At 65.6% G+C, this 15,980-nt stretch carries 14 protein-coding genes and 1 other RNA gene; 5 read left to right on the top strand and 10 right to left on the bottom strand.

Annotated elements, in window-relative coordinates; all coding sequences use genetic code 11:
* From mraY to rsmI, 9 genes are all read right to left on the bottom strand, one after another.
* Complete coding sequence (gene mraY / locus K2O50_RS21765) at window positions 1-1,083, bottom strand: phospho-N-acetylmuramoyl-pentapeptide-transferase (RefSeq protein ID WP_028689742.1); 1,083 nt, start codon at window positions 1,081-1,083, stop codon at window positions 1-3.
* Window positions 1,083-2,450 carry a UDP-N-acetylmuramoyl-tripeptide--D-alanyl-D-alanine ligase gene (gene murF, locus K2O50_RS21770; protein WP_050703847.1) on the bottom strand — a complete coding sequence of 456 codons (1,368 nt, stop codon included), beginning with the start codon at window positions 2,448-2,450 and terminating at the stop codon, window positions 1,083-1,085. Before murF ends, mraY begins: the two co-directional genes overlap by 1 nt.
* Complete coding sequence (locus K2O50_RS21775; RefSeq protein ID WP_050703846.1) at window positions 2,443-3,906, bottom strand: UDP-N-acetylmuramoyl-L-alanyl-D-glutamate--2,6-diaminopimelate ligase; 1,464 nt, start codon at window positions 3,904-3,906, stop codon at window positions 2,443-2,445. The genes murF and K2O50_RS21775 overlap by 8 nt, the downstream gene beginning before the upstream one ends.
* Window positions 3,906-5,633 (bottom strand): penicillin-binding protein 2, encoded by a 1,728-nt coding sequence (locus K2O50_RS21780; protein ID WP_162232950.1) that lies wholly within the window; start codon window positions 5,631-5,633, stop codon window positions 3,906-3,908. Before K2O50_RS21780 ends, K2O50_RS21775 begins: the two co-directional genes overlap by 1 nt.
* Window positions 5,633-5,926, bottom strand: a complete 294-nt coding sequence (gene ftsL, locus K2O50_RS21785) for a cell division protein FtsL (RefSeq protein ID WP_028689746.1) — start codon at window positions 5,924-5,926, stop codon at window positions 5,633-5,635. Before ftsL ends, K2O50_RS21780 begins: the two co-directional genes overlap by 1 nt.
* Window positions 5,923-6,870 carry a 16S rRNA (cytosine(1402)-N(4))-methyltransferase RsmH gene (gene rsmH / locus K2O50_RS21790; RefSeq protein ID WP_050703844.1) on the bottom strand — a complete coding sequence of 316 codons (948 nt, stop codon included), beginning with the start codon at window positions 6,868-6,870 and terminating at the stop codon, window positions 5,923-5,925. The genes ftsL and rsmH overlap by 4 nt, the downstream gene beginning before the upstream one ends.
* The gene (gene mraZ, locus K2O50_RS21795; protein WP_011535546.1) at window positions 6,867-7,322 is read right to left on the bottom strand and encodes a division/cell wall cluster transcriptional repressor MraZ; all 456 of its coding nucleotides are present in this window, start codon (window positions 7,320-7,322) and stop codon (window positions 6,867-6,869) included. Before mraZ ends, rsmH begins: the two co-directional genes overlap by 4 nt.
* 309 nt (window positions 7,323-7,631) lie before the next feature.
* Window positions 7,632-7,991, bottom strand: an RNA gene (gene rnpB, locus K2O50_RS21800) — RNase P RNA component class A.
* 67 nt (window positions 7,992-8,058) lie between these two features.
* Window positions 8,059-8,853 carry a 16S rRNA (cytidine(1402)-2'-O)-methyltransferase gene (gene rsmI, locus K2O50_RS21805; RefSeq protein WP_259470179.1) on the bottom strand — a complete coding sequence of 265 codons (795 nt, stop codon included), beginning with the start codon at window positions 8,851-8,853 and terminating at the stop codon, window positions 8,059-8,061.
* A gap of 269 nt (window positions 8,854-9,122) precedes the next feature.
* Between rsmI and K2O50_RS21810 the strand changes: the two genes are divergently transcribed.
* The 5 genes from K2O50_RS21810 (at window position 9,123) to K2O50_RS21830 (ending at window position 12,844) form a co-directional block, all read left to right on the top strand.
* A complete protein-coding gene (locus K2O50_RS21810) occupies window positions 9,123-10,940 on the top strand; it encodes a penicillin-binding protein activator (protein WP_050703842.1) in 1,818 nt (605 codons plus the stop codon).
* A complete protein-coding gene (locus K2O50_RS21815) occupies window positions 10,940-11,311 on the top strand; it encodes a YraN family protein (protein WP_050703841.1) in 372 nt (123 codons plus the stop codon). Before K2O50_RS21810 ends, K2O50_RS21815 begins: the two co-directional genes overlap by 1 nt.
* Window positions 11,312-11,398: 87 nt before the next feature.
* The gene (locus tag K2O50_RS21820) at window positions 11,399-11,992 is read left to right on the top strand and encodes a phosphoheptose isomerase (protein ID WP_050703840.1); all 594 of its coding nucleotides are present in this window, start codon (window positions 11,399-11,401) and stop codon (window positions 11,990-11,992) included.
* Window positions 11,989-12,567 (top strand): BON domain-containing protein, encoded by a 579-nt coding sequence (locus K2O50_RS21825; RefSeq protein WP_050703839.1) that lies wholly within the window; start codon window positions 11,989-11,991, stop codon window positions 12,565-12,567. The genes K2O50_RS21820 and K2O50_RS21825 overlap by 4 nt, the downstream gene beginning before the upstream one ends.
* A gap of 58 nt (window positions 12,568-12,625) precedes the next feature.
* Window positions 12,626-12,844: a YgdI/YgdR family lipoprotein gene (locus K2O50_RS21830; RefSeq protein ID WP_050703838.1), complete on the top strand. Its 219-nt coding sequence runs from the start codon at window positions 12,626-12,628 to the stop codon at window positions 12,842-12,844.
* Between the two features lie 64 nt (window positions 12,845-12,908).
* Here K2O50_RS21830 and K2O50_RS21835 read toward each other — a convergent pair whose 3' ends face one another.
* Entirely contained in the window at window positions 12,909-15,923 is a 3,015-nt protein-coding gene (locus K2O50_RS21835; protein ID WP_156329580.1) for an autotransporter domain-containing protein, read from the bottom strand.
* Window positions 15,924-15,980: the final 57 nt, after the last annotated feature.

Below are 15,980 nucleotides of genomic sequence, written 5' to 3' on the forward strand. Positions count from 1 at the left end.
TTACCTCAGTTTCAGGGTGGCAAGGCCAATCAGCACCAGAATCACGGTGATGATCCAGAAGCGGACGATCACCCGTGGTTCAGGCCAACCCTTGAGTTCAAAGTGGTGGTGGATCGGCGCCATGCGGAACACGCGCTTGCCGGTGAGCTTGAACGAAGCCACCTGGATGACCACCGACAGGGTTTCCATCACGAACACGCCGCCCATGATGAACAGGACGATTTCCTGGCGGACGATCACCGCGATGGTGCCCAGGGCCGCGCCCAGCGCCAGGGCGCCGACGTCGCCCATGAACACCTGGGCCGGATAGGTGTTGAACCACAGGAAGCCCAGGCCGGCGCCGATCAGCGCGCCGCAGAACACGATCAGCTCGCCTGCACCCGGCACGTAAGGGATGAGCAGGTACTCGGCGAACTTCACGTTGCCCGACAGGTAGCAGAAGATACCCAGGGCACCGCCGACCATCACCGTCGGCATGATCGCCAGGCCATCGAGGCCGTCGGTCAGGTTGACCGCGTTGCTCGAACCGACGATGACGAAATAGGTCAGCACGATGAACCCGGCACCCAGCGGAATCGCCAGGTCCTTGAGCATCGGGATGATCAGCGTGGTCTCGACGCTGGTCGGCGCGGTCTTGTACAGGAAGATCGCCGCGGCCAGGCCGAACACCGACTGCCAGAAATACTTCCAGCGGCTCGGCAGGCCGCGGGAGTTCTTCTCGATCACCTTGCGGTAGTCGTCGACCCAGCCGATGGCGCCGAACGCCAGGGTGACGATCAGCACCACCCATACGTAGCGGTTGGTCAGGTCGGCCCACAGCAGGGTGCTGATGGCAATGGCCGACAGGATCAGCGCGCCGCCCATGGTCGGGGTGCCGGATTTGGACAGGTGCGATTGCGGGCCGTCGTTGCGCACGGCCTGACCGATCTGGCGGATCTGCAGGGTACGGATCATCCACGGGCCCAACCACAGGGCCAGGGACAACGCGGTCAGCACACCCAGGATCCCGCGCAGGGTCAGGTATTGAAAGACCGCGAAGCCCTTGTGGAACTGTTGCAGATACTCAGCCAACAGCAGCAGCATTAATGTTTCTCCCCGCTGGCACCACACAGTGCGGCCACGACGTTTTCCATCGCAGCGCTGCGCGAGCCCTTGATCAAGATAGTGGTATCGCTGGTATTCTCGGCGCCAACGGCAGCGATTAGCTCAGCTTGAGTAGCGAAATGGCGGCCATTGGCGCCGAACGCCTTGACCGCATGGGCCATGTTGGTACCCACCGCGTACAGCGCGTCGACCTTGCCGCGGGCATAGTCGCCCACCTGGCGGTGGCCTTCCTCGGCCCATTGTCCCAGTTCGCCGATATCCCCGAGCACCAGAACGGTGCGTCCGGAAAAGCCGGCGAGTATATCAATGGCGGCGCACATCGAGGTGGGATTTGCGTTGTAGCTGTCGTCGATGACCCGCACGCCGCTGGGCGCGATCTGCGCCACGGTGCGGCCCTTGACCGGTTGCACGGCAGCGAGGCCGGCGGCGATGCCGCTCAGGCTCAGACCAACGGCATGGGCGGCGGCGGCGGCGGCCAGGGCGTTGCTGACGTTGTGGGTGCCGAGCAGGTTCAACTGCACCGGGACGCTGCCGCTCGGACCGTGCAGGGTGAACGACGGGCAGCCACGGGCATCGCGCCCGATATCACTGGCGTGGAAGTCCGCCTGCGGATTGTCCAGGGCGAAACTGAAGATGCGATGAGCGCCCGCCCGTTTGCGCCAGATCTCGAACGCCTTGTCGGCCAGGTTGAGGATGGCCGTGCCGCCCTCGCCCAGGCCTTCGAGGATCTCGCCCTTGGCTTCGACGATCTTCTCCGGGCCACCGAACTCGCCGACGTGGGCGGTACCGGCGTTGTTGATGATCACCACCTGCGGCCGGGTCAGGCCGACGGTGTAGCGGATCTCGCCGATGCGCGAGGCGCCCAGCTCGATCACCGCGGCGCTGTGCTCCGGAGCGATCTCCAGCAGGGTCAGCGGTGCGCCGAGGTCGTTGTTCAGGTTACCCCGGGTGGCATGCACCGGCCCGCGGGTGCGCAGGATCGCGGCGAGCATTTCCTTGACCGTGGTCTTGCCGCTGGAACCGGTGATGGCCACCACCGGCTTGTCGAAGGCGGCACGGTTCAGCGCGCCGAGCTGACCGAGGGCGACGCGGCAGTCGGCGACCAGCAGCTGCGGCAGGTCGACACCGGCGACTTCGCGCTCGACCAGCGCGGCGACCGCGCCCTTGGCTTTCACGTCGGCCAGGTAGTCGTGGCCATCGAAGCGCGGGCCGGTCAGGGCGACGAACAGTTGGCCGGCAGCGACGGTGCGGCTGTCGATGCTCACACCGGTGAAGCTGGCGTCGGCGCCTGCCAGGCGCGCACCCAGGGCACCGGTCAGCTGGCTGAGAATCATTGGCTTAAGCATGTGGCGCCTCCCAGGCTGCAAGTGCCTTGTCGGCTTCGACCAGGTCGGAGAAGTCATGGCGCTGGCCATTGATCTCCTGGTAATCCTCGTGCCCCTTACCTGCCAAGACGATCACGTCGTCGACACTGGCACTGGCGATCAGTTGGGCAATGGCCGCGCCACGGCCAGCGACGAACGCGACGGCCGCAGGCTTGGCGAAACCGGGGCGAATATCGTCGAAGATCCGCAGCGGGTCTTCGCTACGCGGGTTGTCGTCGGTGACCAGCACACGGTCGGCCAGGCGCTCGGCCACTTCGGCCATCAGCGCACGCTTGCCGGCGTCACGATCGCCACCACAGCCGAACAGGCACAGCAGCTTGCCGTGAGCGTGCGGACGCAAGGCTTCGAGTACTTTTTCCAGGGCATCCGGGGTGTGGGCGTAATCGACCACCACCAACGGCTTGTCACCGCCACCCAGGCGCTGCATGCGGCCGACCGGCCCGTGCAGTTGCGGGGTGACCTTGAGAATTTCATCCAGCGGGTAATCCAGCGCCATCAGCGTGGCTACCGCCGCCAGCATGTTGCTCAGGTTGAAACGCCCCAGCAGGCGGCTGCGCAGGACATGCTCGCCCTGCGGGGTGACGATCACGGCGCGCACGCCATCATCGTTGAAGACAGCCTCTTTGCAGTACAGCGTCGCCGCCGAATCCTGCAGGCTGTAGCTGATCAGGCGCGATGTGGCAGGAGCGTCTGCCAGGCGACGCCCAAAGTCATCATCCAGGTTGACCACCCGGGCGCGCAGGCTTGGCCAGGCGAACAACTTGGCCTTGGCGGCCTCGTAGGCCTCCATGCTGCCGTGGTAGTCCAGGTGATCACGGGACAGGTTGGTCATCACCGCGATATCGAAGTCCAGCGCGGCCACCCGACCCTGTTCGAGGGCATGGGAGGAAACCTCCATGGCCACGGCCTTGGCGCCGCCCTTTTTCAGGTCGTTCAAGGTCGATTGCACGGCGATCGGGTCCGGCGTGGTCAGGCGGCCACTCTGCAACTCGCCGTAGAAGCCGGTGCCGAGGGTGCCGATCAGGCCACAGCGCTTGCCCAGGGCGTCGAGCGCCTGGCCCAGCAGCTGGGTCACACTGGTCTTGCCGTTGGTACCGGTCACGCCGACCAGGTCGAGCTGACGGCTCGGCTCGCCATAGAAGCGCCCGGCGATCTGCGACAACTGACCGATCAGGCCCTTGACCGGAATCAGCGGCGCATCGGTGAGCGGCAGCACGCTGGCGCCCTGCTCTTCATAGGCCACCGCGGCGGCGCCACGGGCCAGGGCATCGGCGATGTGCGCGCGGCCATCGACCTTGGCCCCCGGCACGGCCAGGAACAGGTCGCCCGGACGCACGGCGCGGCTGTCCAGGGTCAGTTCGCGGATCAACGGATCGCGGCTGGCATGGGCGAACAGTTTGCTCAATGGCATCGTCATCAACCTCGCCCTCCCTTGGCGGGTACTGCGCTGGCTTGCTGCGTCGAAGGCGGCAGGTTGTCCGGCGGTACATTCATCAGGCGCAAGGTGCCCGACATTACTTTGCTGAATACGGGGGCCGAGACCAGGCCGCCGAAGTAGCCGCCCTTGCTCGGCTCGTCGATGACCACGACGATGGCGTAGCGCGGGTCGCTCATCGGGCCGAAGCCGGCGAACAGCGAGCGGTAGGCGTTCTCGGTGTAGCCCTTGGAGCCGACGGTGGCCTTGCGCGCGGTACCCGACTTGCCACCCACGTGATAGAACGGCACCTGGGCGCGGAACACCCCGCGCGGCGCCTCGATCACCTGCTGCAGCATGGCCTGCACGGTCTCGGCGGTTTCCTTGGGGATCGCCTGCACGGCTTCCGGCGCCTTGTCGACCTTGAGGATCGACAGCGGCACCATCTTTCCGTCGTTGGCCAGCGCGGCGTAGGCATGCACCAGTTGCAGGGCGGTCACCGACACGCCGTAGCCGTACGACAGGGTCGCGGTCTCGGCCTTGCGCCACTCGCGGTGGTTGGGCAGGTTGCCGACGCGTTCACCTGGGAAGCCCAGGCCGGTGTACTGGCCCAGACCGACCTGGGACATCACCCGGTAGATGGCTTCGCCACCGATATCGAAGGCGATCTTGCTCATGCCGACGTTGGACGAGTTGATCAGGATACCCGTCAGGTCGAGGATCGGGCCCTCGCTCCTGGACACGTCCTTGATGGTGTAGCGACCAATTTGCAGGCTGCCCGGATACACCTCGACCTTGTCGGTGGGTTTCCAGCGGCCGCTCTGCAGCGCGGCGCTCATGGAGATCGGCTTGACCGTCGAGCCCGGCTCGAAGACGTCGATGATCGCCCGGTTGCGCATGGCCGCCGGGAACATGCTGCGGCGGTTGTTCGGGTTGTAGGTCGGCTGGTTGACCATGGCCAGGACCTCGCCGGTCTTGACGTCCATGATCACCAGGCTGCCGGCCTTGGCTTCCTGTTCGGCGATGGCGTTGCGCAGTTCGCGGGTGGCCAGGTATTGCAGACGCAGGTCTATCGACAACGCCAAGGTCTTGCCGGCCTTGGCGTTCTTGGTTACCTGGATGTCCTTGATCAGCCGGCCGCGCCGGTCCTTGATCACCTGCCGCTTGCCGGGCACCCCGGCGAGCCATTCGTCGTAGGCCAGCTCGACGCCTTCACGGCCATGGTCGTCCAGGTCGGTGAAGCCGACCATGTGCGCGGTGACATCGCCTGCCGGATAGAAGCGGCGGAACTCTTCCAGGCCGTAGACGCCCGGCACCTTCAGGTCGAGCACGTGCTGGCCCTGCTCCGGGGTCAGGCCGCGGACCAGGTAGATGAATTCCTTGCTGGCCTGCTGGGTGAGGCGCTCGGTCAGCTGCTGCGGGTTCTGCCCGAGCGCGGCGGCCAGTTGCGGCCAGCGTTCCTTGGCCGCCTGCATTTCCTTGGGGTTGGCCCACAAGGTAGTGACCGGGGTACTGACCGCCAGCGGCTCGCCGTTGCGGTCGGTGATCAGGCCACGGTGCGCGGGAATGGGAATATGGCGCAGGCTGCGGGCATCGCCCTGGCCCTTGAGGAAGTCACGGTCGACCACCTGCAGGTCGATGATGCGCCAGCAGATGGCACCGACCATCAGCGCCAGCAAGCCGATCACCACCCTGAACCGCCAGGGGTAGAGTGCCCCCTCGAGTTTCATCATGGCGCCACCATCCGCACTTCGTCAGCGGCGGGTACGCGCATCTTGAGCTGCTCGGAGGCCAAGCTCTCGATACGGCTGGAGGCGGTCCAGGTGCTTTGCTCGAGGATCAGCCGGCCCCACTCGGCCTGGGCCTTGTCGCGCTCGCTCAGTTCACCGTACAGAGTGTTGAGCAGCTGGCGGTTCCAGTGGGCGCTATAGGAGACGGCAATGGCCGAAATCAGGACGGCGACGAACAGCAGAAGCATCAGGAAGCTTCCGCCTGGCAAAGGTTTGGCAAACAGCCGGCTCACCGCAACTTCTCCGCCACCCGCATCACGGCGCTGCGCGATCGCGGGTTGGCCTTGAGCTCGGCTTCGGAGGCGAACTGCGCCTTGCCGATAAGCTTGATCTTCGGCTCGAAGGTCTTGTGCTGCACCGGCAGGTTGCGCGGCAGGTTGTCCGCCTCGCCCTTGACCAGCTTGCGCATGAACAGCTTGACGATACGGTCTTCCAGCGAGTGGAAGCTGATCACCGCCAGGCGGCCGCCCACTTCGAGGGCATCGAGCGCGGCTTCAAGGCCCGTCTCGAGGTCACCCAGTTCGTTGTTGACGTGAATACGCAGACCCTGGAAGGCGCGGGTTGCCGGATTCTTGCCCTTTTCCCAGGCCGGGTTGGCGACCTTGAGCACTTCGGCCAGGTCGGCGGTACGGGTGAACGGCTGTTTCTCGCGACGCTCGACCACGGCACGCGCCATGCGCCCGGCGAAACGCTCCTCGCCATACTCCTTGAACACACGGGCGATTTCCTCGACCGGCGCAGTGGCGATGAACTCGGCGGCGCTGATGCCCTGGTTCGGGTTCATGCGCATGTCCAACGGGCCGTCGTTGAGGAAACTGAAGCCACGCTCCGGGTCATCGAGCTGCGGCGAAGACACGCCCAGGTCGAGCAGGATGCCGCTGACCTTGCCTGCCAGGCCGCGCTCGGCCACTTCGGCGCCCAGCTCGGCAAAGCTGCGCTGCACAATGACAAAGCGGCCGTCTTCGGCCGCCAGCGCTTGCCCGGTGGCAATCGCCTGTGGATCCTTGTCGAACCCCAGCAGCCGCCCTTGCGGCCCGAGCTTGCTGAGGATCAGGCGGCTGTGGCCGCCGCGCCCGAAGGTGCCGTCCAGATAGCAACCGTCGGCGCGCAGGGCCAAGGCCTCGACGGCTTCGTCGAGGAGGACGGTGATGTGGTTGAAGCCGCTATCTATGGTCACAGGATCAGGTCACGCAAATCATCGGGCATGGCGCCCGGTTGTTGAATAGCTGCAAGGTCGGCTGCCGAAACCGCGTTCCAGGCATCCTCATCCCACAGCTGGAATTTGTTCAGCTGCCCCACCAGCATCGCCTTCTTGTCCAGCTTGGCGTACTCACGCAGGCGCGGCGGCACCAGGAAACGCCCGCTGCCATCGAGCTCCAGGTCAACCGCGTTACCGATCAGCAAACGCTGCAGGCGACGGTTTTCCTCACGCAACGACGGCAAGGCGCGCAACTTGGCTTCTATCTGTTCCCACTCATCGAGGGGATAAACACACAAACAGGGGTCAACGGCGTCGATGGTCACGATCAGTTGACCATTGCAACGCGAATCGAGCTCGTCACGGTACCGGCTCGGCATGGCGAGACGGCCCTTGGCATCGAGGCTGACGGCGTTGGCTCCGCGGAACACGGCTGCGATTCCCCACAATGTTAGCTTTTTTGTGTCAGAAAACCCACTTCATCCCACTTTCTGCCACTTGCGCACACTATAGGAATCCGCCCGCCACACCGTCAAGGCACGTTCATAAGGAAATCCCTTACAGGACGGCGATTTAGCTCAACAAAGGAAGGTGGAAGGATTGCCGGAGAAGAAAACTGACGGGAAAAATCAAACACACTCAAGCGGATAGAGTGCGAAGTTAAAGTGATTTATTAAGAGTAAGAATTTTTCGGTATTACCAGGACGCTTCTGCTATCGATTCAAGCAGGGAGGGAAGAGGTGGAGAGTCGATCTGTAAGCCGGGTTTTGTCGAGGACAGTCATTCCTCTACGACGGCCATCACTGGACGCCTCTAGCAACCTACCCGGTTCCGACGCGGGCCACGCCGTATGGAACCCTATTTGGTCTTGCTCCGAGTGGGGTTTACCTAGCCACGGACTGTTGCCAGCCGTGCGGTGCGCTCTTACCGCACCTTTTCACCCTTACCGGCACCGAAGTGCTTAGGCGGTTGTTTTCTGTGGCACTTTCCGTAGGCTCGCGCCTCCCAGGCGTTACCTGGCACTCTGCCCTATGGAGCCCGGACTTTCCTCCCCCGCCTCTTGCGGAACAAAAGACGGCAGCGACTGTCCGATCGACTCTCCGCCGCCAAGGTTACCGGTAGGCGCGCCCAAGAACAAGCGATGTGACAAATAATACCATTACGCCATTAATGGGATTTCTGTTTCTCCAGCGCCAACTGGTAGAGCAGGTTCTTGCGTACTCCGGTAATCTCGGCCGCCAATGCTGCGGCCTTCTTCAACGGCAGCTCGGCCAGCAGCAAGTCCAGCACGCGCTGGGCCTCGGCGCTGATCGCCTGCTCGCCCTCCGGCGCGCTCCAGCCAGCCACCAATACCACGCACTCGCCACGCTGCTGGTTGCTGTCGTCCTGCACGAACGCGCGCAGCTCGGCCAGGGGCAAACCCTTCAGGGTCTCGAAGGTCTTGGTGATCTCACGGGCCAATAGCGCCGGACGCTCGCCGCCGAACACCGCCTCCATGTCTTGCAGGCATTCGAGGATGCGATGCGGCGCCTCATAGAAGATCAGCGTGCGCGGCTCTTCCCTGACCTGCTCCAGGCGCGCCTTGCGCCCGGCGGCCTTGGCCGGCAGGAACCCCTCGAAGATGAAGCGGTCCGACGCCAGCCCCGCCGCCGACAGCGCGGCGATCAGCGCGCAGGCGCCAGGCACCGGCACCACCTGCACCCCGGCGGCCCGCGCCTGGCGCACCAGGTGATAGCCCGGGTCGGAAATCAGCGGCGTGCCGGCATCGGACACCAGCGCCACATCGTCGCCGGCCAGCAGGCGGGTGATGAAGCGCCCGCCTTCGTCGCGCTCGTTGTGCTCATGGCAGGCCGCCAGCGGCGTGTCGATGCCGAAATGCTGCAGCAGGCGCACCGAGTGACGGGTGTCCTCGGCGGCGATCAGGCTCACGTCGGCCAGCACCTTGAGCGCCCGGGCGCTCATGTCGTCGAGGTTGCCGATGGGCGTGGCGACGACGTACAGCTTGCCCAACGTGGATTTCGAAACCCCTGCAACATCAGTCACTGCGCACACCTGCTTTCCGGATCAAAGGTCGCATTGTAGCCCGAGCGCCGGTAACAGGGCGCAAAGAACTTCACCCCCGGCGCAGCCGGCAGCCACCTATAGTGAAGGATCAGTGTCGACGAGATCGCGCCCCGCCCCCCGCTTGGGTACAATTGCCGGCCAACTTGATCGAGTAACAGGACCTTTACATGATCGCTTGTCTGCGGCTGCTCACAGCCCTCTGCCTCGCTGCCCTGCTGGCAGCCTGCGCCAGCTCGCCCTCATCCAGCCTGGGCGAACTGCCGCGCACCCCGGACGCCAGCATCGAGCAACTGCTCGAGAAGGCGGCCTCCAGCAAGTCCGCCGAGGACGCGGCCCTGCTGCGCCTGAGCGCCGCGGACCTGGCATACAAGCAGAAGGACTTCCCGCGCGCGGCCCGGATCCTCGAGCAGGTCCAGCTGGAACCGCTCAAGCCCGCCCAGCAGGTGTTCGCCTCGACCCTGGCCGCGGAACTGGCCATGAGCCGCAACCAGCCCAAGGCCGCCCTGACCGCCCTCGGCCACCCGAGCCTGCAGCGCGTCGGCGAACTGCCGGCCGAGCAGCAGGCACGTACCTACAGCGTCCATGCCGCCGCCCTCGAGGCCGACGGCCAGGCCCTGGCCGCCGCCCAACAGCGCGTGCTGCTGGCGCCGCTGCTCAGCGAGCAGGCCGCCGCCGCCAACAACGACGCGACCTGGGCCCTGGTCGCCTCGCTGCCCGCCGAACAGCTGCAGCAGCCCGCCGCCAACGAGACCCTGGCCGGCTGGACCAGCCTGGCCCTCGCCGTGAAGCGCGCCGGCACCCTGGAACAGCAACAGGCCGCCATCGACAGCTGGCGCCAACAACACCCGGAGCACCCGGCGGCCAAGCAACTGCCGACCGCCCTGGTCAAGCTCAAGGAACTGGCCAGCCAGCCACTGACCAAGATCGCCCTGCTGCTGCCTCAAGAGGGTCCGCTGGCCGGTGTCGCCCGCGCCCTGCGCGACGGCTTCATGGCCGCCCACTTCCAGGCCCAGCAAGGTGGCCAGCCGGCCCCGGCCGTGCAAGTGTTCGACAGCTCGCGCATCACCTCCCTCGATGACTTCTACCGCCAGGCCCAGGCCGCAGGCGTGCAACTGGTGGTCGGCCCGCTGGAAAAACCGCTGGTCAAGAAACTCGCCGCCTACCCGCAACTGCCCATCACCACCCTGGCCCTGAACTACGCTGACGCCGGCCAGAAAGCCCCGCCGCAACTGTTCCAGTTCGGCCTGGCCGCCGAGGACGAAGCCCGCGAAGTCGCCCGCCGCGCCCGCGCCGACGGCATGGTCCGCGCCGTGGCCCTGGTGCCGAGCGGTGAATGGGGCGACCGCGTGCTCGCCGCCTTCCGCCAGGATTGGGAAGGCAATGGCGGCACCCTGATCAGCGCCCAGCGCATCGCCCAGCCGGTCGCCCTCGCCCAGCAGATCGCCGACCTGTTCCAGCTGCGCCAGAGCGAAGGCCGCGCCAAGAGCCTGCAGAGCACCGTCGGCGGCAACATCGCCGCCCAGCCTTCGCGTCGCCAGGACATCGACTTCATCTTCCTCGCCTCGACGCCGCAACAGGCCCAGCAGATCAAGCCGACGCTGAACTTCCAGTACGCCGGTGACGTGCCGGTGTACGCCACCTCCAACCTGTACAGCGCCAGCGGCGACGTGAACCAGTACAACGACATGAACGGCATCCGCTTCTGCGAAACGCCGTGGCTGCTGGACAGCAGCAACAGCCTGCGCCAGCAGGTCGTGCAGCAGTGGCCGCAGGCCGCCGGCAGCCTCGGCCGCCTGTACGCCATGGGCGTCGACGCCTACAGCCTGGCGCCACGCCTGGGCCAGCTCAAGGCACTGCCGGACAACCGCGTCGAAGGCCTGTCGGGCAGCCTGAGCATGAACGCCAGCCAGCGCGTCGAGCGCCAGCTGCCGTGGGCCGAGTTCGCCGGCGGCCAGGTCAAGCGCCTGCCGGACACGCCGCGCTGATGCCCGGCGCATCGCCCAGCCATGCCGGCCAGGCCGCCGAAGACCACGCCCTTGAGTACCTTCAGGGGCAAGGCCTTCGGCTGCTGGCGCGCAACTGGCGATGCAAGCGGGGCGAGCTCGATCTGGTCATGCTCGATGCCGATACAGTAGTATTCGTCGAAGTCCGCTACCGGTTGCATGCGGAGTTCGGCGGAGCGCTCGCCAGTATCGATGGGCGCAAGCAGCAGCGACTGGCGCTGGCCGCCAACCTCTTCCTGCAGCAAGCACCCCGCTTAGCCACCCACCCCTGCCGTTTCGACGTGGTCGCCCTGCAGGGCCAGGGGCATGCGGGGCAACCGCTTCAATGGCTGAAAAATGCCTTCGAATGCTGAACCCAATTCGATTTTCTAGCTCTATGTTTCGCGGGCTGGTCACTGTTGCGCGTAGCAAAGGCCACCGCCCCTCTTAAGGTCACCCAGATGGACATGCAATCCCGAATCCGCCGACTGTTCCAGAACAGCATCGACACCAAGCAACAGGCAATGGACATCCTGGCACCCTACATCGAGCAGGCCAGCCTGGTCATGGTCAACACCCTGCTCAACGACGGCAAGATGCTCGCCTGCGGCAACGGCGGCTCGGCCGGCGACGCCCAGCATTTCTCGTCGGAGCTGCTCAACCGCTTCGAGCGCGAGCGCCCGAGCCTGCCGGCCATCGCCCTGACCACCGACAGCTCCACGCTCACCTCGATCGCCAACGACTACAGCTACAACGAAGTCTTCTCCAAGCAGATCCGCGCCCTGGGCCAGCCCGGCGACGTTCTGCTGGCGATCTCCACCAGCGGCAACTCGGCCAACGTGATCCAGGCGATCCAGGCCGCCCATGACCGCGAAATGATCGTCGTTGCCCTGACCGGGCGCGATGGCGGCGGCATGGCCTCGCTGCTGCTGCCCGAGGACGTGGAAATCCGCGTACCCTCGACCGTGACCGCACGCATTCAGGAAGTCCACCTGCTGGCGATCCACTGTCTGTGCGACCTGATCGACAGCCAACTGTTCGGGAGTGAAGAATGATCTCCAAGCGTCTCGGCCTGATGGCCCTAACCCTGTGCCTGGGTGTCTCCGGGTGCAGTTCCGTGCTGACCTCGACCCGCAATTCGCCGATCGAGGACGACCGCGGCACCCGCACCATCGGCAGCAAGATCGACGATTCGCTGATCGAGACCAAGGTCTCGGTCAACATCGCCAAGGCCAACCCTGAGCTGGACAAGGGCTCGCACATCGTCGTCAGCAGCTACAACGGCGTGGTGCTGCTCGCCGGCCAGACCCCGCGCGCCGACCTCAAGTCCCTTGCCGAGCAGACCGCCGGCCAGGTGCAGCGGGTCAAGAAGGTGCATAACGAGCTGCAGGTGATACAACCGTCGTCGATCCTGGCGCGCAACAACGACGCCTGGCTGACCACCAAGATCAAGACCCAGATGCTGACCGACGAAAGCGTCCCCAGCTCGCGCATCAAGGTGATCACCGAGAACGGTATTGTCTACCTGCTCGGCCTGGTCCGGCAGCAGGAGGCCAACGCCGCCACCAACGTGGTGCAGGGTGTGTCGGGCGTGCAGAAGATCGTCAAATTGTTCGAATACATCGACTGACAACCCTTCGGCGGGCGTCATGACGCTCGCCTTTTCCCTCTGATCCAGGAAGTCCCCCATGAACAAGCTGCTGCTGCCCGCCCTGCTGATCGGCGCCTTCGCCACCCTGGCCGGCTGCTCCACCCCGAGCGTGATCACCCTCAACGATGGTCGCGAACTGCAGACTACCGACACGCCGCACTTCGACCGCAACTCCGGTTTCTACGAGTTCAAGCAACTGGACGGCAAGCCGACCCGCATCAACAAGGACCAGGTGCAGAGCATCAAGGACCTGTAATTGCGAATGGCTGTTCAAGCAAAACGCCCGATGCACAGCATCGGGCGTTTTGCTTTTCAGGGCCTCAGAACGCCCAGTCCAGGGTCAGGCCGACCCCGTGGCTCTTGTCGCGGCTACCCAGCAGTCCATTGTAGTCGAGGTTGACCCGGGCCTGACGCCCCAGGCTGATCCCCGCGCGTGCGCCGACCACCGCCGCATCACGGTCCAGGGACAGCGCCTGGACCTTGTAGGTATCGCCCTGGCCGGCAAAGGCCAGGTGCTGGTCGGACCCGGTGGAACTCAGGTTGTGCTGCCAGCCCAGGGTGGCGGAAAGCTCCACCGCCTGGCCGCCGGACAATTGCAGCTGCTTGCCGGCGCGCATGCCCAGGGTCGAGAGCCAGGCATCACGGTTATCCCGCCCACCCTTGAGCGCGGCGGCGCCGCCATGTTCCTTGAAGCTGTCAGTGGCGATATGCACATAGGCCAGGTTGGCGAACGGCTCCAGGGCCATGCCCGGCACCGCGACCTTCCAGGCGGCCTCGCCGAACACCTGGGTGCTCTGCGCATCACGCTTGTTCTTCTGGCGATCGCTGACCTCGTTGTACTGCAGCTCGCGCTTGGTCTCGATGCGGTGCCAGCTGTGGCTGCCGCCCAGGCTCAGGCGCACCTGCTCCAGTTCCTTGCCGGCATAGGCACCCAGGTGGTAGCTGTCGACGCTGGCCGAAGAATGACGACCATCGCCCATGCTCAGCGAGCTGTCGCTGTAGCCGGTGAAGACGCCTAGGCGGGTGTCCTCGCTCATCTGCCCATCGACACCCAGCAGCATGCCGCCGATCGAACTGCTGTAGCGCGCATGCCCGGAGTCACCGTCGGCCTTGCCCCAGGCCCCCAGGGCCTTGACCCACAGGCCGTTGCCCTGACCGTCCAAGGCCGGTGCAGCGGCGACGCCCTGCTGGCGGGTACGCTCGCCCACGGCGTCGCGCAACTGGCGACTGTCGTTGAGCAGCAGGTTGCCCACCGCCGGGTGGATTTCACCGGACAGTTGGTCGAACGCCTGCCGGGCGCTCCCGGCATCAGCCGACAACAGCAGGCTCTCATAGACCGGGTTGCCCGCGCCGAGCTGATCGGCGGCTGCGGCCACCGAACGCTGGTTGGCGGTCAAGCCGACACTGGCGAAGCTGGCACTACGTTGCACCGCCAGCTGCACCCCGGTGCCGGTATAGGCCAGGCCACCCCCAAGGAACAGCAGGTTGGACTGCACAGCGGCGAAACCGCCCTGCACGCCGCCTGCGGCCTGCAGGATGTCGAACTGACGCCCCACCAGGCTGGTTGCCTGCTGCGACTGCAGTGAAACCCCAGGGTTCTGCAGATCCAGGGCCAGGTTCGCGCCGTTTACCGAAACCGTGCCATCACTGACCAGACGGTCGGCGCCAGTGGCATCCACTTCCACGGCATAGGTCGAGCCCGGCTGGAAGGTCACGTCGGAGCCCACGCGCAAGGTACCGATGGAGTTGCCTGGCGCCACCACGCCACCACGGTTGACCACCAGCGCGCCGATCCGGCCATTGCCACCCAGCACGCCGCCGTCATTGACCGTCACCGTCGATTGCAGCGAGCCATTGACCGCCAGCCGCCCCTGGTTGACCAGGGTCGGCCCGGCATAGGTGTTGTTGCCGCTGAGCACCAGGGTACCGATACCCTGCTTGGTCAGGCCGCCATGGCCGGAAATATCGTTGCTCCACAGGTCCAGCACGCAGCTAAGGTCGTTGCAGACTCGCTGGGTCGGCCTGCCAGCATCCACCACGGCGCCTACACCCGGCAGATCGACCACGAACTGGCTCGGGCCGTAGCCACCGGCGATGCGGAACTCCTCGGGGATATCCTGTTCGGTGACCAACATGCCCGGACCGCGGATCCCCTTGTCCAGGTTGATCATGCCCCAACCGTACAAGGCGTCGATGCCAGGCGCGCCCATGTCGGTGGCGGTGGTGCGCAGCACGCTGGCGATCTGTGCGCCGCTCATGTAGGGGAAGCGCTCCATCAATACCGCCGCCGCACCGGCGGCATGGGGCGCGGCCATGGATGTGCCGTTCTTGTTGGCGTAGCCCTGGGTCAGATCTTCCAGGCTGGTGCCGCCGATCACCGCGCTGTAGATGCGGGTGCCGGGGGCCGATACGCAGAAGCTCGCGGTATAGCCGCAACGGGAAGAGAACGTGCTGGCCAGGTACGGGTTGGCGCTGCTGGTGTCGGGGTTCTGCTGCAACGCCGCCACGGTCATCCAGTTCGGGGCGATGTCCGGGACGAAATAGGCCAGACCGGCAATCGCATCGGGGTTGTTCAGGTTGTAGTCGTTGCCGGCGGCGAAGATCGTCAGGACCCCGCTGCGGGCGGCGGCGATAGCCCCGTCATAGGCACCGCCGGGCAAGGTGCCCAGCAGCGGCTGGATCTGCGCGAACTGTGCCCGGGCATCGTCCACGGTGAAATGCGGGAAGTCCGGATTGCGCCCCCCCTTGGCGAAGCGGTCGGTGATGCCGATGCCCCAGCTGTTGTTGATGATCCGCGCGCCGCTGGCCACCAGGCTGTCCCAGCCGGCCTTGTATACCGCGCCATCGTTGCCCAGGACGATGCCGTCCTCGGGACCGGGGTCACCGTTGTCGGCGCTGATGATCTGCGCATCGTAGGCCACGCCGTGCATCGACTCGCCATCCCGGTTGCCGGCGGCGATCCCGCCGACGTGGGTGCCGTGGGAGCCGAGCTTGCCGTCCGAGCCCACCGATGGGCTGCCGTCATAACGGAACGCATCGCCGGCCTTCACCGGGATATAGGGGTCGGTGTACTGGCGGATGCCGCTGGTGACCAGGGTCACGATCTTGTCCTTGCCGGCAAACTCGGGGTGCTTGGCGTAGACCGGCTGGTCGAAGATCCCCAGCTTCACCCCCTTGCCGCTGTAGCCGGCGGCATAGGCGCTGTCGGCGTGGATCGCCCCCAGCCCCCAGTCGGCCTTGAACTCGCTGCTGCGCCAGCTGCTGGCGTCGCCCAGCCGGCCACTTTCCACATAGGGCGCGGCTTGGGCCGTGCCCATCAACGCCGCCCAACCCATCAATGCCCGCCCCAACGGGGCCAGGGCCCAGCCCTGCGCGAGTGCGCTGTCATCCTT

Source organism: Pseudomonas sp. 2hn (assembly GCF_019646095.1).
Lineage (GTDB): Bacteria > Pseudomonadota > Gammaproteobacteria > Pseudomonadales > Pseudomonadaceae > Aquipseudomonas > Aquipseudomonas peradeniyensis.